We start from the raw sequence: 20,439 nt of genomic DNA, 5'->3' as shown, positions 1-20,439 counted from the left end.
GTCTGTATTCGACAAAGGTCCCCCTTTTCTCGAACACAGACCCTTATTTTATTTTTCCACGACATCCGGATGGACGCTCATCATGACCAGCGCACAAAGCAGAAGGGCGCAGGAAATCCAGATCGTCTTTAAGCCAAACTGCAGGCAGAACACTCTGCCCAGCCCGGCACCTAGAACGAACAGACCGATAATGAGGAAATAACTGAAGGCTTTTTCAAACAGGCCTGAATTGTTACTGTGAATGGCGCTGATCAGAGAATCCGTACCGCCGCGCAAATTGCCGATACACATGGTTGAAGCGAAGGGAATGCCATGAAACTTGCGAAACGTCTGCACCTGCATGGCGCAGGAAAAGGAAACGAGCGCGTTGGCCAGCGAATCGGCTTCAATAAACGGTACGCCCAGAAGCAGGACGATCATAAGTACAGTAATCATCTGCCGCCAGTGAAAGCGGGCGTGCAAAAAGTGCAGATGAATCAGCTGCGCCGCTGCGATTCCTCCGCAAAAGGCCAGAACGGGAAACAGATATTTTAAAAACGCCATCCAGTCCCCTTCAAACAGCCGCGCGCTCATCAGGACCAGATTTCCCGTCATCGCGTTGGCGAAAACTTTTCCGCGCTCAAAATACGTATACGCATCCTGCAGTCCTCCGGAAAGCGTTAAAAATGCCACTGTCCAAAGGGATTCCGACATCTGTTTCTGTGATGTTTTCAGTTTCAATTTGTTCGCCTCGTCTTTACCCATTCCTGCCCGCACAAAGCCAATACGATGTTTGCGGGCGATTTTGCCTGAAAAACGAATCGATCCGTTTATTCGCTTCGATTTGTTTTCTTTTTCCCTGTAACTATAAAAGGCTTCAAAAGACAAACCTATTGAGATACCTGTCCTTATCCGAAGACAGCGTTTTCAGCAATGCAATGCGATACCGGACTCTCCCGTTTTCGGTGATCTTTTTCTATCTGCGTCTTCTGAAGACTCTGCTTTTTTGACGGCTTTGGATCTTCTTCGAGGTCGAATCCGACGGAAAAAGTCGACTTTCCATTTTCATCGTCTGTCTCGTTTTTCGTATGAACAGACAGGAGGTGAGACCATGCGCGATCTTTGCCGGCTGCTGCTGTCTCTGGCGATGGAACGGGAAATCACCGACATTCATTTAGAGCGCAAAGGAAAAGGACTTCACCTCTTCTTTCGAACGGACAAAGGGCTTGAAGAACTGGATCAGGACATTTTCCCGCCGGAGTTTCTGGAGTATCTGAAGTTCCTTTCCGGCATGGATCTTTGCCAGCCCAATGAACCGCAGTCCGGCGAATTTACGATGACGGTTTACGGAAAGAAAGCGCAATGCCGCTTTTCTCTGCTTCACGCTCAGGATACGCAAACCGGGGTAATCCGTCTTCTCCATTCGGCCAGACACTTTGCGCTTGAAGATCTCAGCTCCTGCAAGGAAGCAGCAAAACGTCTTGAGCGCTTTACGCAGACCGATCGGGGTCTGATCATTTCCTGCGGTCCTACCGGATCGGGAAAATCGACGACCATTCACGCGCTGCTCCACCGCATTCTCGAAAAGCGGCCGCTGAAAATCGTGACGATGGAAGATCCGATCGAAATTCAGGAGCCGGACATGCTGCAGATTCAGATCAATCCAGGCCGAGGCGTTACGTACCAGCGCACCCTCGAAGAACTGCTCCGCCAAAATCTGGATGTTCTTTTCATCGGCGAATGCCGTTCGGAAATCGCTGCGAAAATGACCGTTCGCGCTTCCCTCACCGGCCATGTCGTCTATACGACTCTGCACTGCGGCAGCGGCCTGGAATGCCTTTTGCGCCTGCTCGATCTCGGTGCAGACGAGCAGGATCTGCGCAGTGTACTGAAAGGAATTTTTGTCTGCCGCCTTTTACGAAACGGCGATCAGAAGGAGTGTGTTTATGAAATCTGGAATGAGGAAGACGTCCATCGCCTCTTCGAAGAAAAAGAAAACGCCCGTCCGGGACTTTCTTTTGAAGCCTGTCTTCGCCCCGAAGGGGATGCCGGTTCTGGATGAAAAGGAAATGGATCTGTTTTGCCTGCTGCTCAAAAGCGGGCTGACGTTTCCCGATGCCCTGTCTCTTTCGTTTCAATCCCATGCAGAAATTGAAAAACGGCTTGAACAGGGTATTCCGTTTTCGCAGATCGTCCGTTCACAAAAAGAGCGGAACATGAAGCAGCTTGGTGTTCTGATGGAAATCTTCGATCTTTCCCTGGCGCTCGAATTTCACGAACAGCTGCGCAAAGCGCGAAAAACGCTGCATGGAACGCTCCTGAAAAAAAGCGGCTACCCACTCTTTCTCATGGCGTTTGCGAGCGGTCTGGTCTGTTTTTTTGCCAACAGCATTCTTCCCTCCCTGCTTGGCGAAGGCGGGTCCTCTTCCCTTTCCTTGCTGAATCTGCTGAAGCTGATTTCCCTGCTGTTCTGGATCGCCGTTTTCATCGGTGTCGTTGCCGTCGGCTGGATGATCACGTTTCCGCAGGCGGCTTCCCGGATTTCGCCGCTTCTGTTTTCCATTCCCCTTTTAAAGACGTTTTCGTCCATGGAATGCGCCGTCGTCTTTGAATGCGTCCAGAAAGCATCCTTGTCCACAAGGCAGGCCAGCCGTCTAATTCAGGAATCGGGCTGTTTTCCTTTCGCGCAGATTTTATGGCAAAGCTGGATTCGAGAGATTGAAGCGGGAAAAAGTCTGGAAGCGTGCATACGCAGGGAAAGACGGCTGGAAGATCGGTTTATCCGCTTTTTTGAAATTGGTCTGGAAACAAGCCGTATGGAAGAGATGATGCAGGCGTATCAGCAGGGTCGTCTGCTGCTTTTTGAAAAGCAGCTCAGTCAGTTCAGCCGTTATCTTCTCTATGCGGCCTATGGCTTTGTCGGGATTCTGGCAATCAGCGTCTATCAGATCATGCTGGAGCCGTTAAGCATGCTGGAAGGGATATAGATCCGTTACAGGAAGATATTCGGGTCTTCCATACATAGATGCACCCTGTATGAAGCAGACTGCGCATGACTGGATCGCTTTGAACAAATCCTAAGGCAAAAGCGAACGCCAAGCCGGAATCAAACGCAAAAGAAAAAGTCCGCAGAGCAGGCTCTTCAAAATCAAATCAGATCAGGTTGTACATCAGATACGGGTTATGCGTTTTTTCCTGTTCGAGCGTGGTCGATGGACCATGACCCGGATAGACGACATAATCCTTTTTCAGCGATTTGAGAAAGTTCAGCGAATCGCGCATCTGGCTGACGGATCCGCCGGGCAGATCGGTACGGCCGATGGAGCCTTCAAACAGGACATCGCCGGTAAACAGGTTATCTCCGATTTCGAGAATCGTACTGCCGATCGAATGACCTGGCGCATAATACGCCGAAACGCCGAAGGTACCGATCAGATTCTGACCTTCTTTGTAGGCAACCGGTTTCGCCTGAAGCGTCAGATGCGGAATGCCGACAAACGAAGCGGAAGCATTCTTTTCCGGCTGGGACAGAAAGTCGAGTTCGGCCGGATTGACGTACACATCGACGTTGAACTCTTCAAGCAGCGTATCGATCGCGCCGATATGATCAAAATGAGCATGTGTCAGACAGATGGCATCCACTTTCACATTCAGCGCGCGAACCATCATGGCGATTTCGCGGCCTTCATCACCCGGATCGATGATCAAAGCGTGTCCATGATCGGAAACAATATAGCAGTTGGCCTGTACGGGACCAACGGGTTTGCAGATTACTTCCATAACTGTACCTCCCTGGAATTTTTCCTTCTTCATCATATGCTTTTTCACCTGCAAAGCTTAAACGGATGCCGCAAAAGCGAAAAAACGGCTACAAAAAAGGATGCCGCTTGGGCATCCGTCTGTGCAATGGACACGGCGCGGGAAAAGGATTCCCGGATGAAGATCCAGTGCGATTACTTCTTTTCTTTGTGCTCAGTCATTTTGTTGCATTTCGGGCAGTATTTCTTGATGGTCATACGTTCCGGATGCTTTTTCTTGTTACGGGTACCGATGTAGTTTTCATCGCCGCAAACCGCGCACTTGAAAGTGATACGATCTCTCACGCTGTTTCCTCCTTACATTCCTGCCGATTATAGCACAGAAAATTGAGACGAACAATAATTCCTGAAACAGCCCCCATGGGCGCGCCAGAGCGGCAATCCCATCGGGGCTGTCAGTTGATTCAAATTAATTTATTGGGTTTGCTGAACCCGTCTACTGCGCCGCCGAATCGCCGCTCTGTACGCGGTTTTCCGGATACAGGTTGAAGTATTCCTGCAGGACCGGACCTACGACGTTATTGGCGCAGATGTTGGCTGAAAGCGACTGGCTGTTGATCGAAGACGTCGGTGCCGAGCACGCAAAGGCGACGCTCGGTTTTTCCACAGGTCCATAACCGACCAGGTTGGCCGTGGTCCATTCGCCGACTTCGGCTGTTCCTGTTTTCGCCGCCATGTTCTCATCAAGATTTTTAAGCGGCTTGAAGCAGTTCTCATCCGCGACGCAGGCCTGGAAGCCTTCCTGAACGCGCTTGAGATGGCTGGCGTTCTTTTCGTCGAGTTCGTTTTTCAGAACGACTTCGTTCAGATCGAAAATTTCGTCGCCGCCCACTTCCTTGGAGTACTGGTAAAAGCGCGGCTGGAACAGTTTGCCGTCTGCGGCGATTACCCCCGCATACTGCATCAGCTGCAGAGGAGTATACGTATCGAGCTGACCGATCGCGTAGTTGATGACCATGTTGGGTGTATTGTTTCCCGCTGCGAAGACGGTCACTTCATTGGGAACATCGAGACCGGTCATATTGCCCAGTCCAAACTGCGAATAGTAATTGCGCATCTTGTTGAGCGTTCCAGGAACATCGACGATATTGAGGGCTTCGCCCGGTACATAGTTATACCCGCCAAGACGCATCGCGATCTGGAACATGTAAACGTTGGACGAAACCGAAAGCGCCTGCACATCGTTTACCGGACCGTGTTCGGTGTAGGAGCCGAAATTCTGTCCGCCGATGTTCATGACTTCATCGACAATGACTTCGCCTTCCTGCACAACGCCTTCGGACTGTCCCATGTACACCGTAGCGCCTTTTACGCAGCTGCCCGGGTTGATCAGCTGGGTATAGTTGCCGGACGCGTAATAGGAAAGCTGCCGGGTTTCCGGATCCATCTGATAGCCGGAAAGGGCCAGCACATCCCCGGTCTGTGGGTTTTCCATGCACATGAACAGCGTGTAGAAGTTTTCACGGTTTTTCGTTCCGCCGTACGCCTGCAAAACGGATTTCAACGTTTCATCGAGCTTGAGCTGCAAGTCGATATCTACAGACAGATAAAGATCATGCCCCTTCTTTGCCGGCTGGAGAATCTGCTTATGCGCAAGACCGTTGGAGTCGTAGGTGATTTTGGCGATTTCATCGGTACCGCTGAGCAGATCGTTGTACTGCAGTTCCAGACCGGATTTGCCGACCTGGGCATTGTACTGATAGCCCTTAGCCAGATATTCGTCCGCCAGCGAGTCTGGAAGACCTTCGGTGGACGTCGATACGGATCCGAGAACATCACTGAGCGATTCGCCGTACGGATATTCGCGTTTCCAGCCGCCAAAGTCGATGTCAAAGCCGGGAAACTCGCTTTTGTGTTCAACGAGATAGGCGCATTCTTCATCGTCCGCGTCTTCGGCAATGACTGCCGACTGACCGGTCGACGAACTCTGGGCCATACGGTTATAAATGGCTGCGGCCTTCAGAGCACGCGCGTCAGCCTGATCGATGGTTTCCTGCGTCATGGCACCTAACTGAATCTGCCGAAGCTGACTGGATGTCATTTCTCCCGCATCGTACGTTGCTCTCTGTTCTTCATTGAGCAGATCAAGACCGTCGTAATGCGGATCTTCGGGATCGAGGAGCGTTGTGTACTGCAGGTACGCGTCCTTGATTTCCGCATTGGTGAAGTCGTCCATCTCAATATGGAACACTTCGCCCATACGGTCGGCGTAAATCATCATATCGGTATACGTAGCGTTCTGCGGTGTCGTATAGACGATATTTTTACAGGCAACCGTTTTGGCGAGCACACGTCCTTTGGCATCGTAAATCTGACCGCGCGGTGCGGAACTGTACTGTTTAATGGACGTATAGTCATCCTGCTTTTCGAGATAGGAATTGTGATGAATCGCCTGGATATCCACCAGACGCACAAACAGACTCAAAAACAGAGCCACAATGACGATGGATAAAACCAGAATTCGATTGGAGACCAGTCGGCTGATCCGGCTGCTTTTTTCTTTGGATTTTGAGCTTCTGCGTTTTCTCATTTTTTCCTCCTTTCCAGTGGGTGCGAACCAAAAGGCAATCGGCATGGAATGCCGGCTTTTCAATTCACTTGGATTTATCGGACAGGATCCTCAATCCGGATCCTTTTTCGCTTATATATTTCTTATTTTATTTTTCGCTTATTCGAAAACTTTGCGTCGTCCATGTTCCAGTCTGAACATTTGGATTTTTACTTTACTCCGTTCTTCTTAAACGGGAATAAAAAGCCGTCTGCATAAACTGGAGCGGGTTTCGCGCTTCTCATTATAGCAGAATCGATTTGTGAAATATACGTATTATTTAACTATTTGCGCTTATCGGTTCGCGCCGAATACCCACAAATTTAAAGCATTTTTGCACCAGCGAAAAGCCAGAGAAAAAGAGGGAAACCGGACGTCTTCGGTCTTCCTCTTTCGTGTGCATTAAAAGAACAAGGGAAATAAAACAGGGTTCTATTCGATTGGCTTCTGGTAGAAGCTGCCGTAAAACGATACGGTTCGATAGACGTTGATCAGACAGTGCGGATCCGCCTTGATCAGTGCACGGGTCAGCTCCGGCAGTTCAAAAGAAGAAACAACGGATTCACAGATGTAGTACGTTTCACCTTTGTACGCGCCCTTGCATTCGATGATGGACATACCGTGACGAACTGTTTCCATAAACGCGTCGACAACCGGTTTTGGGTCCTTGCACGTAATCTGCAGGGTCATGCGCTGATAGCGTTTGTACATCTTGTTGATGACGGTCGTGGACAAAAACTGGAAGATGATGGAATACGCGCAGTAAATCCAGCCAAAGGAGAAACCGTAGGCGATATACATCGCGACGTTGAAATAGAACACGATGTTAAAGATCGAACGGTGAATCTTGTTGGATACGTACTGGGCGATAAAGTCGGTACCGCCGGTCGAGCCGCCGGAACTTAACGCCAGAGAAATCGAGAAGCCCCAGAGAATGCCGCCAAACAGCAGGTTCATCATGATGTCGTAAAATAACGGTTCAAAGCTGAAAATTTCCAGGAACATGGAAACCAGAACAAACTGAATGGCCGAAAGGAGAACAAAGCGCTTGGAAATGGCGCGCACGCAAAACGCGGCGACTGGAACGTTCAGGAGGATAATGAGTAAAGAGACCGGCAGATTCATCCCGCCAAGCGAGGCGACACGGCTGATAAACAGCGCAATACCGGTAAAGCCGCCGGAAATCAGGTTGCAGGGATCCATGAAAACCTGCACGACATACGTCTGCAGCAGCGCAGAGAGAATGATTTTGATCAGGGAAAACAGAAAGCTCAGCGTTCGGTTGCGGCCAAGATTCTGTTCAAATTCTTCGATCAGATGATACATGTCAGCCTCCTTGATATTGATTTGAAACCACTGCCGCCAGATTTTGAAGCTCTGGTGCAGACCGGGCTTCATGCATTATAAGACAAAGTTTTCTTTTTGGAACAATCGAAGCGAAAAGAGCTTCCTCTTGCCAAGAATTCCAGCAAATCCGCAAAAAACAAATCCAGAAAGAATCCCCTGCTCACTTTCGTCCTTCTGAAATTTCCAGGTCAAAAAACACGCGGGGAAAAGATCACGATTTTGGGGGATTACTAGTAATTGGAAACGAGGCAATTTCCGGCGTTTTGCTTCTTCATGCTAAGAAATCAGGAATTCAGATTTACGGTTGACCCTCGGAAAGATCTTTGATAATATGAACGAGCGTTAACAAATGGTTCACACAAATGGTTCCGTAGCCAAGTGGCTAAGGCAACAGACTGCAACTCTGTGATCGTCGGTTCAACTCCGACCGGAACCTCCATTTTTATTGCACGGGATCGTGGCGGAACCGGTAGACGCAACGGACTTAAAATCCGTCGAGCTTTGCTCGTGAGGGTTCAAGTCCCTCCGTTCCCACCATTTGATACAAAAGCTGAACACGGATACCTTTGTTGTAGAAGTTTCAAGCTTAGTTTTAATTCACACATTCGCCTTTAAGCGAAACTAAAAAACGCCCTCAGCTCGAAAGCTGAGGGTTTTATTTTGTCGAGTCACTCGATGAACTGTTTCGCATTTTGTCGAGCCCTGTCGACACTGTCGACAAGCTACATCGACACTGTCGACACACATAAAAAGGCCCCAATCTGGGACCTTTTTACACGTGCAAGTCCCGTAGGATTCCTTGCCGTTCTTAGTGAAGTCAGTATAGCACTAATACTTGATTTCCTGCCCTTCGCAGTACCATCCGGCCTTCGTGGCGGCATCGTGTTCCTTCAGGCTAGCCGTTAGTAAGTGCTCACCGCTATGCGGGTTATACATGCGATAGATCGGCCGGGATCCGCCAGAAATAAAGGCAGTGCCTTCGTCCTTCCAGCCCAGATCTACCAGGCGGTTCTTCTCTTTCTGATCAGCAGTGAACAGGTGCTTTCCGCCTGCATAGAGGCGGTAAACCGGTTCACCTTCAGCCGGGGCTACCCAGCCAATGCCCTCGTACTTCCAGCCCAGATCTGCAAGAGCCTGAGCCTCTTTGTGCGATTGCGTATAGAGATGATCTGCTCCTGAATACAGGCGGTATACGGATCCAGCCGCCGCTTCCGGAACCTTGACCGGCTCTTTCTTTGACGCTGGTGCTTCCGTCTTCATGAACTGATTGACCTTCTCAAGGAACGTACTCCAGGAGTAGGGGCGCCCGGATCTGAGCAGTCTGGGGCAGTCTTTGGCCATCCATTGCGCATGTTGGAACACGCTATGCTGCGCGGATCCGCCAATCTTCTTGAGCAGGTACGCGGTCAGCTCGGCCGCTCTGTCATGAGCTTTCTTGATGTCGCCGCACTCACAAATTTCAATGGCAATCGTCTTCCGGTTGCCTGCGCCCAATGCGCCATCGCCGGCGTGCCACGCGTTTTCAGTGATCGGAAGCAGCTGAAAGCAGTTGATATCATCAATCACAAAGTGGTAACTGGTGGTCGAGTTGAAACCGCCGTTTTGTGTCATGTACAGCATGTGATTTTTGGCCGATGCGCTGGATCCTGTATTGTGGATCGTTACTCCCGTGGCGTCCATAGGATAGGCCGGCCTTGCCGGAGTGCCGGCCGGGATGTAGGATTTTGTAATTTCTACCATTTCATTTCCTCCATATAAAAGCGGAGCAAATTGCATAATCTGCAAATTACTCCGCCATGCTTTTATCCTGCTGTTTTCTCCAGATCGTCGATCCGGTGATTGGCCACTCTGATTTTTTCTGCCGTCACCCGCTGATCTTCCTCAAGGTGATAGACCCTCTCGATCAGCTGATTGTGTCTATCTTGCTTCTTCTCCAGTACGTCCAGGCGGTATTTCATCAGAGCCGACGTTTTACTGTTCGCAATCAGATTCACAACGATCGAAGCAATGGCCGGGATGCTGGCGGCAATAATCGCCGATGTGATCACTGGATCCATCACTGAGCCACCTCATCCTTGACTTCAGGAAGGCCGGCAATGGACGTCAGAACAGAGCAAATCCCGGCCATGATTGTGATGGACAACAGATTGAGCCAGTCAACTTCCAGAACGCCGAACATACCTGATCCAAGTACGGCGAGCGCTGATTGCGCCATTGTCTTCACCGCACGAATACCTGCGGCTTTGAACCAAAGTGTATTTTTCATTTCTGTTTCCTCTCTTTCTGTCTATCTGCGCATTGCGCACTTGGTGGCAATACGTTCTGGCATAGGGCCGACCTCAACACTGTCGACGTATCCGTCATTGCTTCCGAATGTGTAGATAGAAAGCACCCCCGACTGAAGCGGATCGATAATCGGCGAATCTCCCTGACCGAAAAGAATCTGCACATCACCCGTTTTCGTATCTTTCACGACAAAGAAAGCCGCGTATTTCATGCCGGATTTGGAGCTGATATTTTGGGTAGTCATAATCTGTCCACCGCCACCTCGGAACGTAACCGGCACATCAGCTTCATACTCCGCGGTGATGGCAAAGCGGTACTCCGAATATCCGCCGTATAACGTGCCTGTGCTAGCGCCATACATATTTGCTATGTCGAAATGGTTAAATCCAATCGCCTCATTTTTGACATATTTGCTCGCCGCTTCTTCTTTCGCCAGATATGTATCTGCCGCATCCGTTTTGGCTAGATATGTATTGGCCGCATCTGCTCCGGATAAGTAATCCGCCGCTTCCAGCTGGCTTACCTTCGCGCTGAGCTGATTCAGCAAATCGTACTTTGGGTCTGTCTCCTCGATCGTGTCCGGCTCGAAGAAGTCGCCGATCTGGACTGTCATGGGCGAAAGGTGCCAGTGTTTGGAGTCGCCACCGGATCCGCAAAGCTGGATCTGGCAATCACCTGGCGCAACCGCAAGACTCGCCGGAATGGTAAAGACGATTTCCAGCTTGCCGTCCTCGTCTTTCACGCTATCTGGCAGAACCGATCCACGCTGAAGGTTGACGTTTTCATATTGCATTTCCCACGTGATGGAGTTAAGGCTGATCCCCTTTGGAAGCTCGTCCACGTCTTTCTCGAGCAGGAAGCGAATGGTTCTTGTTGCGCTGTCGCCTGCTACGCCGATGACAGGCTTTTTATCTGAGCTGTCTGCGCTAACAACTTGTTTCGATTTAAAATCAGCTTGTAAAATTGTCATTTCATTCTCCTTTCATCAGAAAACCCGCCGGTGGAGGCGGGTTTTTTGTTTAATCTGGATAAGTATCTACCAATACAGGCAATGCCCAATAGAGTGTTGAATCACCTATAGTCCCCCCTGTTGCTGTTGATGTTGCAACAATTCTTACAGTGATTGTCCCGTCAAATTGAATCTTGACATGTGCCATTCCACTGCCGTCTCTTCCAAATGGAACATTTGCTGCTACAGTTGCGCTTTGAAATTTAAATCCGGTGTTATATGTGTAAGTTGTTCCCGGCGTATTTGGTTTAGAGCTTCCAAATGATATATCGCCGGTCACAACGGCGTTAGGGCCTTTACCCCAGCTCCGTATATAGACGCACGTTAAGTTGTTCGTATCATATAGAATCTTTTGATACCACCCTGTTTGAGGAGTGCGTAAGCGTTCACTTAAGATTCTTCCCTGGTTTGCAGACAACGCGCTTGTAGTGCTCGTGCTGGTCAAGTTGTTTACCACTGTCGGACTTGTTCCGTTCGATCCGTTCCGGTTCTTCAGGTAAAAGTAAGTTGTCGTTCCATCTGTTTTCGCGATAGCCACTTGAGTATGCAGGTAGTACCCGGCGGTAGGTGTAGGTAACGTCGTACTCCAGCTAGAAGAGCTTTGAGACGGCGTGGATGAGCTTGAGGATTGGTAGTACTTGACGGTTACAGAACTAATCCCGGTCCCGCTGGTCCCGGCGTCTCCCTTGAGACCTCGCGGGCCTCGCGGTCCCTGTACTCCATCTTTTCCGTCTTTCCCATCAGCACCATCCGCTCCATCTTGGATCAGTGTCGTATGATCACCGTTTTTATCTGTGATTTTCAGTGTCGATGTCTTACCCGACTTGCTAAGGCTAACAGTTGGTGAGATGCCGTCTTTTCCATTGCTCACATGGGCGGCGGACTCGTTCATGATGATCTTCACGCCGTCGCCGGTTGGCAGTTCTTCAACAGCTACTTTTGAGCGGGTAAGCGTGACCTCAGCCGTTCCTCTAAGGATGCTGCCCTGCAAAGCACTGAAGCTCAGAACATGCGATCCGATCGTCATAGCGACCGGATCCAGCTGGATCTGGTACGCAGAATCCCCTTTTGGGACTTCATTTCCGTCCAGATACCAGGTGATTTCCATGTCACTGGTTACGTCTATCGAATTTTTGCGAACGACTGCATTGAAAGTATGCGGCGTTCCGTCATCGTCCATGGCCGTTCCGTCGGCGGATGAAATGCGGCAGTCATAGATGGCGGCCTTCTCCATGGCTTCTTCTATCTGCGAAAGGATGGACTGAGAAAGTTTTGAACTCATTTCGGTGAAGTTGTCGAGCTTGACTCCTGTTACTTCTCCTGTTGAAACACAGACTTCTTTTTCTACAATGCGGCACTGGTAGTACTCGATCGGGGAGTAGCCAGCGTCCTCAACGGTGAGCCAGTCGCCAATGGATCCAGGGACGGTTCCTCGAACCTCATAGGAAACTTTTGGCCGGCACAGCTTGCGCAGCTGAGCAAGCGTTGACTGATACAGCTTTTCCTGCGTGTCTGCGTTTGAGTCTTCAAAGAAGCGGACGACGTATCCGTCGATGTACCCGCCCTCTGGATTCTTTGTAAGACTTGAAGGATAGCGGTCGCGAGCCTGCGGGCAGCACAGATCTGTACTGTTCAGAACATAGGTGTACCCGTCTGGATCTGTCGCGGAAGAGCCAGGAGTATATCCAGCCAGCGTGATCGTTACATCCTGATCCCCTTCCCGGGATGACTTGCCTCTTGCCCGAAGACGGGAGCAGAACTCTGTGAGATCCGTTGTCTTTCGAATAGATTCCGGACCGCTCCCCCAGCGGATGATCTGGTCTGTCAGATCCGTTCCGACGCCCTTTCTGTCGCCGGCTACGCATAAGGACATCTGAATTTCTTTCAGCCCACCGTACAGGGTAAGCAATGGGGAAAGACGGACCTCAATTCCGAAGCTGCTGGCGAGGCTGGCCATGCGCTTTAAAATGCTTTCCCGTGCATCAAATTTGAGCTTCTTTTTCACGGTTGGAATATCATTTCTGACCGTTTTTAATATGTCACGCTCAAATCCCCATGCGTCCAGGTATTCCAGAAAAGTCATGTCCGTTGATGCGTCGAACTGGTCGACCTCTTCATTCAGGAACTCGAAGCTAAGTCCCTCGGATGTAATGACCGTTTCCGTTTCGTCCCGATCCACGCTGGTAATCGTGAAATACCAGTCCGTGTCCTCGAATCGAAAGCCGATTTTCATGCCCGCTTCGATCAGATGCGCCTCTTCATGCGTGCTGTCAACACTGAAGGTGAACGTTGATGCCCCGCCGATTGTCAGATAGCTGTGAAGGCTGTCGCTGTAGTAATGCAGTGCTTTAGGCGCATTGTTGTCCATGACCAGAACCGGCGATTCCTCTGCGGACAGAATATGAATTCTGGTGCTCATTACAACCACCTTTCCTGTACATAAATGGTGCCGCTCAGCATGCCCTCAAACCAGGAAGAGGGCACGATGCGGATCTCACTGTCTCCGGGCGGAATCCTGAAGTACTGTGAGCCGATCACTTCCAGATCCGGGCGGTACTGATCGTCCAGATAGATCTTTCCGGCTTTGCCGTCGATGGTGATTCTCGACTGCAGCGGAAAAGCGACGGGGCGCGCAGAGGAGCCGGAGATGTGATCCTTGCGGAAGCGGAAGCGGCCGAGATAGTTACGGGTGACCGCGTCTCTGCCCGGGAAGTGGGAAAACGTGATCCGGATCCGGTTGCAGACCGTGTCTCTGAGCGCCGGCTCAGTGTGTCCGTAATACTTTCCATTGAAGTAATAACGGAACCGTTCGCCGTCTTTATGGAAGTCATTGTTGCCGTAAAACCCCTGCGCAAACGGGTTGCGGCTGTCGCATACGAAAGGAAAGGAGCGAATCAAGTTTCCATTGATCCATACCAGGTATTCCGCCTGATTCGACACGCTGTTTTTGTGAATGGTAAGACAGGCGATTTCTTTTTCTGTCGTCCCGTTCACGTTCATGAACATGATCTTCTGTTCACCGCACTGGGCGGCGTGAGCCGTTTCAAACCAGTGGAAAAGCGAAACGTAAAAACTGGATGCACCGCCTGCCGACGCGTCCAGATCCTGCTGGGTAGAGTCGCGTGGCACCGGGATTTCTATAGTTCGGCTGCACCAGGCTGCGGAAGCGTGAAAGTCTGCCGGGCCGAGTGTCAGCCAGTCCTGCATTCTGCGTTCTCCTGTGGTTGGGGCCTGCCGGAGCTTTTTCAGTGAATGCTGCGTGGATCCGGCCGTGGAAGGCCAGTCCTTAATGATGTCAGTGCTTTCCAGCAGCCATTCCTGGGCGTCGCTGACGGCCACGCTGTCCGCTGCTTCGATGTTTCCAAACTCCATGGCGCCCTGTGCGCAGCTGATACCCAGATACCCGTTTTTGGATCCGGACAGTTCAAAGCGCAGAAGCGCATCCGCATTGCCGTTGTTTCGGATCGTGACCGGGCTCTTTCTAGAGCTGCTGACACTCACGCTGACCGGCTTTTCCATCACGGCGTATTTATATGGATCACTGCAGCGGATCCGGATCTCACCGGTGCAGGAAAGCCTGCCGGGCTCCAGATCCGTGGCGTTGTACGCAGTGCCCACGAAGTACTTGTCCGGCTCATCCGCAAAAATGATTTTGGCCTGGTCTTTGGTAAGCAGTCCGTTGAGCTGGTTTATCCGGGCCATCAGCTCTTTTGCATCTGGAGCAGACAGAGAGTACTGAACGGTAATGTCTCTGGCAGGGATAACCCGCCTGACAAAATCGGACCCATCAAATCCGTTGCGGGTCCGTTCTGTGATTTCTTTGGTTAAAATGCCCCGGCCGGACACCGTCAGGATCCGAAAGCCGGGGACTTCTTTTTCCAGGTACTTTCCATCATAGGAAAGAGATTCGGCGGAAAGTGCATGGTCTTCACTCTCCGCCGCTTGAATGGTTGAAAACTCATAAAGCATGGTTAAACACCTCCCGCAAGTCTGAGCTTCAGGCGGTCCTGCCTGTCGAGCTCATCCCGCGTAAACCGGGCTGTCGCTTTTGCGAACTGGCGGCCGTCAATGATCTGGTTCATCTCAATTACTACATCTCCAAACCGTCTGTCTGCCGAAAGATCCGGCGTACTGCCAATTCCTTCCATACCGTTTGACAGTACGTTCTGCGCTGCCATGGAGCTCATCACATCCGCTGCGGATGCGATCCGACCAAATCTGGATTCCATTCCCTGTGCCAGGCCTTCACCAATGCAGGCACCGATCCGCTTGAATACTCGGGAAGGTGAGCGCACCTCTGTGGCTTTTCTTGTCGCTTCCGCCGCAGTGTTGCCAAGCTCGGCTGCAATTTTTGCGACTCTGGCCAGCTGAGACTGCATTCCGTCCGCAAGTCCTTTACCGATGTTGACGCCAACCTGGTACATTCCATATACGGCTGCCGATGCGGCGGAAGGAATCGCTGCGGCCATAGAAGCTGCAATACCGACGGCTCGGCTCATTCCACTTTGGATTGCGGCGCAGAAGGAGTTCATGACTTCGGCAGCTGCGCGCACCAGCCGATTCAGCGACTGAGTCGCTGAAGCAACCATCGTATTCATTCCCTGAACCATGACCGAATTCACGCGGCTCATTCCCGCGCTGACCGCCTGCGCAACCGACGACATAGCCGATCGGAACGCAGAAGACAGGCGTCTTGAAGACGAAGCTACGGCTCCGGCAGACTGTCCAAAGGAAATGAGCGCGGCTGAAGCGCTCAAAAGCGACTGGCCAAACCGTTCGGCGGATGATCCAGCCGATCCAATCGCCCCAAACAGGGTTTGAACGCCTGAGCTTGCCTGATCGATCACTGCCGCAAGAATCGTAACGGACTGGGTGATTGTGCCCAGGGCTATGCCAGCGGCAAGCAGGCCGGTACCGGCCTCAATGCTTGCCTGACCCAGCATCATCATGGCAAGTGAAATTTGCTCCAGTTCACCCGCATGACTGATAAGGCTGGATGTATTCTCAGCAAAGCTTTGAATCGCCGCCCCGGCACTGTCCAGGCTTCCTGCCGTTTCACACATGGCTTTCAGTGCCAGAGAAAGCGTCATCAGCTGAGAGCCGCTTTCCCCGATTCCGGCTGTCGATGCCACGATCGCGCCAATGGGTACAGCAATTGCCGCCAGCGTTCCTGCCAGATCCCAGCCGTTCAGATCGGCGATGATCTGAAGACCTTCAGCCAGTCGTTTGAAGCCGGTTCCCGCATTGAGGCACGCATTGCCAATGGAATCGATAATTCCGGACACACCGTCCAGCACGTTGCGGACAGCGTCTCCGAATGCGGTGATGATATCCGCCACACCGTCAAAGGCGGTCCGGATCGCGTCTCCGCACTTGGTAAACGTGTCGCCCAGAGAGTCCAGAATTCCGGAAACGGAATCTCCGACAGCACGGATAATGTCTTCAATTCCATGGAACACGGTGCCCACAATGTCCCGGATCGAGTTCAGGATAGGCGGGATATTTACGATCAGCGTATTAAACGAGTCGCAGATTGCCAGGATGCATTCGCCGATGGTTGCAACCATTCCCTGAATGTTCGGAATGAATGGAGCGACTGCTTCCACAATGGCCACAACAGCACCAGACACCGTCTCTACAACGCCGTTAATCAGACCGCTGAGCGTATCAATGATTGGGCTCAGTGCGGTCAGAACGGTCGCAAACGCCGTTCCAAACGCTTCAACCAGCGGTGAGAGTGTAACGAGCGATTCCGCCAGAATCGGGAAGACGTCCGCCAGGTCCAGGATGAATCCCGCAAAGGCGTCCAGCACTCCGTCGACAAGTCTTGAGATAACGTCAGCCAGCCCGTCAAGGAACGGAAGGACGGTGTCCTTACAAGCTGACAGGGCAAGAAGAGCGACTGTAATCGTTCCGATGACCACGGCAAGACCTGCGGCTCCGGTAAGAGAGATCGACCCGATTCCCTGCCCGATGCCTTTGAAAGCGGCCCCGATTCCTTCTCCGGCCTTTTTGATCACATCGCCAATGGAAGAGAAGATCTGAGCGACTTTGCTTTTGGTCGCCGTCATGGATCCGCCAGCCTGATCCGGCAGTTTGGCAAACGGATTTTTGATTTTGAGACCGCCGATCAGGCTGCCGACCTTGCTGAAGGCTCCGCCAAACAGCTTTACGCTGCCAATGCCGAGCATCAGTTTTGAGATAAGTCCGCCGGTCTTCGCTTCGAATCTGGCAAATGACTCTACCGCTTTTGCAATCCATTTCACCACATCGCCGACGGCTTCGCCAAAAGATTTCATCCCCGATCCGTCCCCCATCTGAGATGTAAGCAGGAAGAAAGCGCCGCGCAGCGTATCCAGGGCGGATTTTACCGCATCCAGAGCGCCCGACTCTTCCAGGCCTTTCTTGAATGCCTCCCACGCGGCTTTCAGGTTATCGACCGCCTGATAGACGGCCTTCATCGTACCGGACAGCCCCTGCAGCTGATTCTCCTGCTCTTTAGTTGCCGTTCCATCCAGATGGGCCTGCCATGACTGCCAGCCGCTGATCAGATCATTGACGATCTGGCAAACCTTTGTCGCCGCCTGCGTTACGGCCCTGAGTGCCGGGGCAACGGCCTGAAACAGAGTGACCTGCACGGCCTCCCAGGCAGAGTTGAGCGATTTCAGGTCGCCTTCCAAGTTATCGTTCATGGTTGCTGCTATATCGGACGCTGCGCCATTGCAGCTGCGCAGGGCATCTTCATAGCCCGCAATTTTGCCCATGCCTTCATTGAGCAGAAGGTTAATGCCCTTTTGCGAATCTGCGGTAAACGTGGAAGCCAATGCCGCAGCCTTCTGGGCATCGCCCATGCCCTGCGTCGCTTTCTCAACGTCGGTCATGATAGCGGTCAGATCCTTGAAGTTTCCCTTCTCATCCTGTACCGCTACAGATACGTCACCAATTTTAATCGCGCCGTTTTCCATGCTGGCGGTCACATCGCGCATGATTGCCGCCATGGCTGTGCCGGCTTCAGAACCTTTCAGGCCCTGATTGGCCATCGCTTCCAGAAAGGATGTTGTCGTCTGAACATCCTGTCCGGCAGCATTCAGGTTGGCTGCACAGTTCTTCCATGCTTCACCGAGCTGAGCGGCGCTCGTATTTGAGTTGGCCTGTGCATATGCCATGATATCGACCATTTCCGAGGCGGTTAAAGCCGACCGGCCGGCGCCGTCAAGTGAGTTGGAAAATGCGGATAAGTAATCTGTCACTGTATCCGACGCTTCAGCCAGACCCATGCCGGAACTGGCAGCCAGATCCAGAATAGCCGGCAAAGCGTTGGCTGACTTTTGAGCATCCCAGCCCGCCAGCGCCATGTATCCGAGCGCGTCTGCTGCTTCCGAGGCGGAAAACTGCGTGGTGGCTCCTGCTTCCTGAGCTGCCCTGCTCAATACTTCCAGTCCTTCGGCAGGGCTTTCGAAAACGGATTTAAGCTTATCCTCCCCCATAAGCGCTTCCACATTCGACATGGAATGTTCAAAGGATTTTCCGACATCGGCCACCCCTGCAGAGATGCTTTTCAGACCGGAAGCAGCGGCATTGAATGCGCTCTGCCCAAGGCCCTGTGCAAATCCGCTTTTAAGCGCTCCGCCAGTCTTCTCCGCCTGGTCTTCCACTTCACGCATCGCATCAATGGCGTCTTTGCAGGCAGGCGTGATGTTGTCGGACGCTTCGAGTGCTACATGAATATCCGGGGGAATGGAGTCCATAGAATCCACTGCCTGATTGGCTGCCGGCGTTACGTGGTTGGCGGCTTCCAGAGCACTCATGCTTTCTTCCGGGATTGAGTCTATTGAGTCTTCTGCCTGGTTAGCTGCCGGCGTCACATGATTGTCCGCTTCCAGCGCGCTCATACTTTCTTCCGGAATGGACTCAATCGAATCACGTGCCTGGTTGGCCGCCGGTGTAACGTGATTGGCGGCTTCCAGCGCGGTGTCGCTTTCTTCTGGAAGGGACTCAAGCGCATCTGCCGCCTTCTTGATTTGCGGCGTAGCTTTGTCCTGCGCCTTGATCATGATGTTTCCGATGGCTTTCACTGTTCCATTCAGTGATTCCAGCGTTTCCACAATCGTTTCGAGGGCCTTGCTCAGACCGTCATCTTTAGCGGAAAGTCTGGCTTCAACTGTCGATTGTGACATGGTCTTCCTCCCTCTTCTCTAAGTAGGCTTTCATACGCTGCGCCTGCGGGCTCAGCGTACTTTTTTTCGCAGAACGGACCGCCCCGGCTTCCTTCTGCGCTTTCTCATAGTCGAAAAGTTTCTTCACATTTGGATAGACAAGATGCCCATTCTTTTTGCGCAGTGTCGCCCGGTTGGCATCAAAGGCGTTCTGGGCACTCCAGTAATACTGGTCGGCGAGCTTCAGTCGATGCGCTTGACATAAAAGACGGTACTCCCGCAGATCAAGCGAGAGTACCTGGTCAAGCGACTGAAAACCAAAGTAACGGAAGCAGTCTATCGCAATGGAATCTACCAGATCCTTCAGGCTTTTTCGGGATCGGCTTTGGCTGTCTCCAGAATGCCCAGCTTCTTCAGCTTCCATCTGCAGACATTCGCTTTCGATAAAAAATCGATCACTTCCGATCCGAGTTTCTCCAGATCGACTTCGCCTTCTTCGAACCATTCCGTCAGTTCGTCCTTGTTCAGACGCGGGGTCTGCCTGATGTTCAGTGCCATGATTGTGTCGATCAGCACGCGCACATCGACCATGTCGCGGATGGAAATGACCGCATTGGCCAGACCAATTTCAATCTTTTCGCCGTCAATCGTGCGAACTTTGGTCTTCTCGATTTCGTTAAGAAAAGCGATAGACGCCTTAAGCGGGTAAAGCGTTCCATTTACATTGATTTCCATTTTTCTTCTCCTGCTTTGCTGCTATTCCGCTGCCTGAGTCGTATCGGCGAACAGATACTGTACAAGATCTTTCTGTTCCTGGGTCAGAGTCACCCATCCGGATACGCCCATGCCGTTGATCGAGTAGGTCTGAGAGAGTTCAGCGAAGTCTTCTGCTCCGGCAGACAGCTCCAGACTCGTAATGTATCCCTGATGGTAGCGGGCCTTGTACTTCTCTGCATTGGTGTCGACGCCTTTTTTGGACGTGTCGACTTCCCAGATCTCCATGAGATCGTTTTTCTCCATCGCTTCGGTAAGATCATCCGCAATGCCGTCATCATTCGTTACCAGAGAGGTAACCGAAATCTCGCATTCACCCGCTCCTGGTACACGGATCGTTCCGTCCTTTGTTGCAACGGAATCGGCGTCTTTGGAAAGGCTGCGGCTGCCTTCTGTCTGAAGCGCAATTACGGCTGCGCCCTCTTCTGTGCGTTTGGAATAACGACGCACCAGGTAGATGATTTTGTCGCCCTTAACGGGATCGGCAAAACGCTGAAGATTGAAATTCATTTCATTTCCTCC

At 51.7% G+C, this 20,439-nt stretch carries 17 protein-coding genes and 2 tRNA genes; 4 read left to right on the top strand and 15 right to left on the bottom strand.

The window, feature by feature from the left end; translation table 11 throughout:
- Nucleotides 1-48: 48 nt before the first annotated feature.
- On the bottom strand, nucleotides 49-693 hold the full coding sequence (locus Afil_RS07310; protein ID WP_230267917.1) for a YoaK family protein: 645 nt from the start codon (nucleotides 691-693) through the stop codon (nucleotides 49-51).
- Between the two features lie 397 nt (nucleotides 694-1,090).
- On the opposite strand from Afil_RS07310, the gene Afil_RS07305 reads away from it, so the two are divergent.
- Entirely contained in the window at nucleotides 1,091-2,041 is a 951-nt protein-coding gene (locus tag Afil_RS07305) for an ATPase, T2SS/T4P/T4SS family (RefSeq protein ID WP_230267916.1), read from the top strand.
- Nucleotides 2,025-2,966 carry a type II secretion system F family protein gene (locus Afil_RS07300; protein ID WP_230267915.1) on the top strand — a complete coding sequence of 314 codons (942 nt, stop codon included), beginning with the start codon at nucleotides 2,025-2,027 and terminating at the stop codon, nucleotides 2,964-2,966. The genes Afil_RS07305 and Afil_RS07300 overlap by 17 nt, the downstream gene beginning before the upstream one ends.
- Nucleotides 2,967-3,132: 166 nt before the next feature.
- On the opposite strand, the gene Afil_RS07295 is transcribed toward Afil_RS07300, so the two are convergent.
- The 4 genes from Afil_RS07295 to Afil_RS07280 form a co-directional block, all read right to left on the bottom strand.
- Nucleotides 3,133-3,759 (bottom strand): MBL fold metallo-hydrolase, encoded by a 627-nt coding sequence (locus tag Afil_RS07295; protein ID WP_230267914.1) that lies wholly within the window; start codon nucleotides 3,757-3,759, stop codon nucleotides 3,133-3,135.
- Between the two features lie 173 nt (nucleotides 3,760-3,932).
- Nucleotides 3,933-4,082, bottom strand: coding sequence for a 50S ribosomal protein L33 (rpmG, locus tag Afil_RS07290; protein ID WP_230267913.1), 150 nt, complete (start codon nucleotides 4,080-4,082; stop codon nucleotides 3,933-3,935).
- Nucleotides 4,083-4,233: 151 nt separating this feature from the next.
- Complete coding sequence (locus Afil_RS07285) at nucleotides 4,234-6,327, bottom strand: peptidoglycan D,D-transpeptidase FtsI family protein (RefSeq protein ID WP_230267912.1); 2,094 nt, start codon at nucleotides 6,325-6,327, stop codon at nucleotides 4,234-4,236.
- A 450-nt stretch (nucleotides 6,328-6,777) separates the two neighbouring features.
- Nucleotides 6,778-7,671, bottom strand: coding sequence for a YitT family protein (locus tag Afil_RS07280; protein WP_230267911.1), 894 nt, complete (start codon nucleotides 7,669-7,671; stop codon nucleotides 6,778-6,780).
- Between the two features lie 385 nt (nucleotides 7,672-8,056).
- On the opposite strand from Afil_RS07280, the gene Afil_RS07275 reads away from it, so the two are divergent.
- Nucleotides 8,057-8,131, top strand: a tRNA-Cys gene (locus Afil_RS07275).
- 12 nt (nucleotides 8,132-8,143) lie between these two features.
- A tRNA-Leu gene (locus Afil_RS07270) sits at nucleotides 8,144-8,229 on the top strand.
- A gap of 291 nt (nucleotides 8,230-8,520) precedes the next feature.
- Here the strand turns inward: Afil_RS07270 and Afil_RS07265 are convergent.
- From Afil_RS07265 to Afil_RS07220, 10 genes are all read right to left on the bottom strand, one after another.
- Nucleotides 8,521-9,432: an N-acetylmuramoyl-L-alanine amidase gene (locus Afil_RS07265; RefSeq protein WP_230267910.1), complete on the bottom strand. Its 912-nt coding sequence runs from the start codon at nucleotides 9,430-9,432 to the stop codon at nucleotides 8,521-8,523.
- Nucleotides 9,433-9,494: 62 nt separating this feature from the next.
- Nucleotides 9,495-9,749, bottom strand: a complete 255-nt coding sequence (locus Afil_RS07260; RefSeq protein ID WP_230267909.1) for a hemolysin XhlA family protein — start codon at nucleotides 9,747-9,749, stop codon at nucleotides 9,495-9,497.
- Nucleotides 9,749-9,958, bottom strand: coding sequence for a holin (locus tag Afil_RS07255; protein WP_230267908.1), 210 nt, complete (start codon nucleotides 9,956-9,958; stop codon nucleotides 9,749-9,751). Before Afil_RS07255 ends, Afil_RS07260 begins: the two co-directional genes overlap by 1 nt.
- Before the next feature lie 21 nt (nucleotides 9,959-9,979).
- Nucleotides 9,980-10,948 carry a hypothetical protein gene (locus tag Afil_RS07250; protein ID WP_230267907.1) on the bottom strand — a complete coding sequence of 323 codons (969 nt, stop codon included), beginning with the start codon at nucleotides 10,946-10,948 and terminating at the stop codon, nucleotides 9,980-9,982.
- Nucleotides 10,949-10,997: 49 nt separating this feature from the next.
- Nucleotides 10,998-13,406: a collagen-like protein gene (locus Afil_RS07245; protein WP_230267906.1), complete on the bottom strand. Its 2,409-nt coding sequence runs from the start codon at nucleotides 13,404-13,406 to the stop codon at nucleotides 10,998-11,000.
- Nucleotides 13,406-14,956 carry a distal tail protein Dit gene (locus tag Afil_RS07240; protein WP_230267905.1) on the bottom strand — a complete coding sequence of 517 codons (1,551 nt, stop codon included), beginning with the start codon at nucleotides 14,954-14,956 and terminating at the stop codon, nucleotides 13,406-13,408. The genes Afil_RS07245 and Afil_RS07240 overlap by 1 nt, the downstream gene beginning before the upstream one ends.
- A gap of 2 nt (nucleotides 14,957-14,958) precedes the next feature.
- Nucleotides 14,959-19,164: a phage tail tape measure protein gene (locus Afil_RS07235; RefSeq protein ID WP_230267904.1), complete on the bottom strand. Its 4,206-nt coding sequence runs from the start codon at nucleotides 19,162-19,164 to the stop codon at nucleotides 14,959-14,961.
- On the bottom strand, nucleotides 19,145-19,567 hold the full coding sequence (locus Afil_RS07230; protein WP_230267903.1) for a hypothetical protein: 423 nt from the start codon (nucleotides 19,565-19,567) through the stop codon (nucleotides 19,145-19,147). The genes Afil_RS07235 and Afil_RS07230 overlap by 20 nt, the downstream gene beginning before the upstream one ends.
- Nucleotides 19,507-19,878 (bottom strand): tail assembly chaperone, encoded by a 372-nt coding sequence (locus Afil_RS07225; RefSeq protein ID WP_230267902.1) that lies wholly within the window; start codon nucleotides 19,876-19,878, stop codon nucleotides 19,507-19,509. Before Afil_RS07225 ends, Afil_RS07230 begins: the two co-directional genes overlap by 61 nt.
- A 21-nt stretch (nucleotides 19,879-19,899) precedes the next feature.
- Nucleotides 19,900-20,439 (bottom strand): phage major tail protein, TP901-1 family (locus tag Afil_RS07220; RefSeq protein ID WP_230267901.1); only part of this gene is annotated, 540 nt, incomplete at its 5' end.

Source organism: Allobaculum fili (assembly GCF_020969955.1).
GTDB classification, from domain to species: Bacteria; Bacillota_I; Bacilli_A; order Erysipelotrichales; family Erysipelotrichaceae; genus Allobaculum; species Allobaculum fili.
This window is presented reverse-complemented; position numbering and strand designations above follow the sequence as displayed.

Bases quoted from the DNA above. Each gene is read 5' to 3' on its own strand.
- Afil_RS07310 (WP_230267917.1), bottom strand. From the start codon at position 693: ATGTCGGAATCCCTTTGGACAGTGGCATTTTTAACGCTTTCCGGAGGA.
- Afil_RS07305 (WP_230267916.1), top strand. From the start codon at position 1,091: ATGCGCGATCTTTGCCGGCTGCTGCTGTCTCTGGCGATGGAACGGGAA.
- Afil_RS07300 (WP_230267915.1), top strand. From the start codon at position 2,025: ATGCCGGTTCTGGATGAAAAGGAAATGGATCTGTTTTGCCTGCTGCTC.
- Afil_RS07295 (WP_230267914.1), bottom strand. From the start codon at position 3,759: ATGGAAGTAATCTGCAAACCCGTTGGTCCCGTACAGGCCAACTGCTAT.
- Afil_RS07285 (WP_230267912.1), bottom strand. From the start codon at position 6,327: ATGAGAAAACGCAGAAGCTCAAAATCCAAAGAAAAAAGCAGCCGGATC.
- Afil_RS07280 (WP_230267911.1), bottom strand. From the start codon at position 7,671: ATGTATCATCTGATCGAAGAATTTGAACAGAATCTTGGCCGCAACCGA.
- Afil_RS07265 (WP_230267910.1), bottom strand. From the start codon at position 9,432: ATGGTAGAAATTACAAAATCCTACATCCCGGCCGGCACTCCGGCAAGG.
- Afil_RS07260 (WP_230267909.1), bottom strand. From the start codon at position 9,749: ATGGATCCAGTGATCACATCGGCGATTATTGCCGCCAGCATCCCGGCC.
- Afil_RS07255 (WP_230267908.1), bottom strand. From the start codon at position 9,958: ATGAAAAATACACTTTGGTTCAAAGCCGCAGGTATTCGTGCGGTGAAG.
- Afil_RS07250 (WP_230267907.1), bottom strand. From the start codon at position 10,948: ATGACAATTTTACAAGCTGATTTTAAATCGAAACAAGTTGTTAGCGCA.
- Afil_RS07245 (WP_230267906.1), bottom strand. From the start codon at position 13,406: ATGAGCACCAGAATTCATATTCTGTCCGCAGAGGAATCGCCGGTTCTG.
- Afil_RS07240 (WP_230267905.1), bottom strand. From the start codon at position 14,956: ATGCTTTATGAGTTTTCAACCATTCAAGCGGCGGAGAGTGAAGACCAT.
- Afil_RS07235 (WP_230267904.1), bottom strand. From the start codon at position 19,164: ATGTCACAATCGACAGTTGAAGCCAGACTTTCCGCTAAAGATGACGGT.
- Afil_RS07230 (WP_230267903.1), bottom strand. From the start codon at position 19,567: ATGGAAGCTGAAGAAGCTGGGCATTCTGGAGACAGCCAAAGCCGATCC.
- Afil_RS07225 (WP_230267902.1), bottom strand. From the start codon at position 19,878: ATGGAAATCAATGTAAATGGAACGCTTTACCCGCTTAAGGCGTCTATC.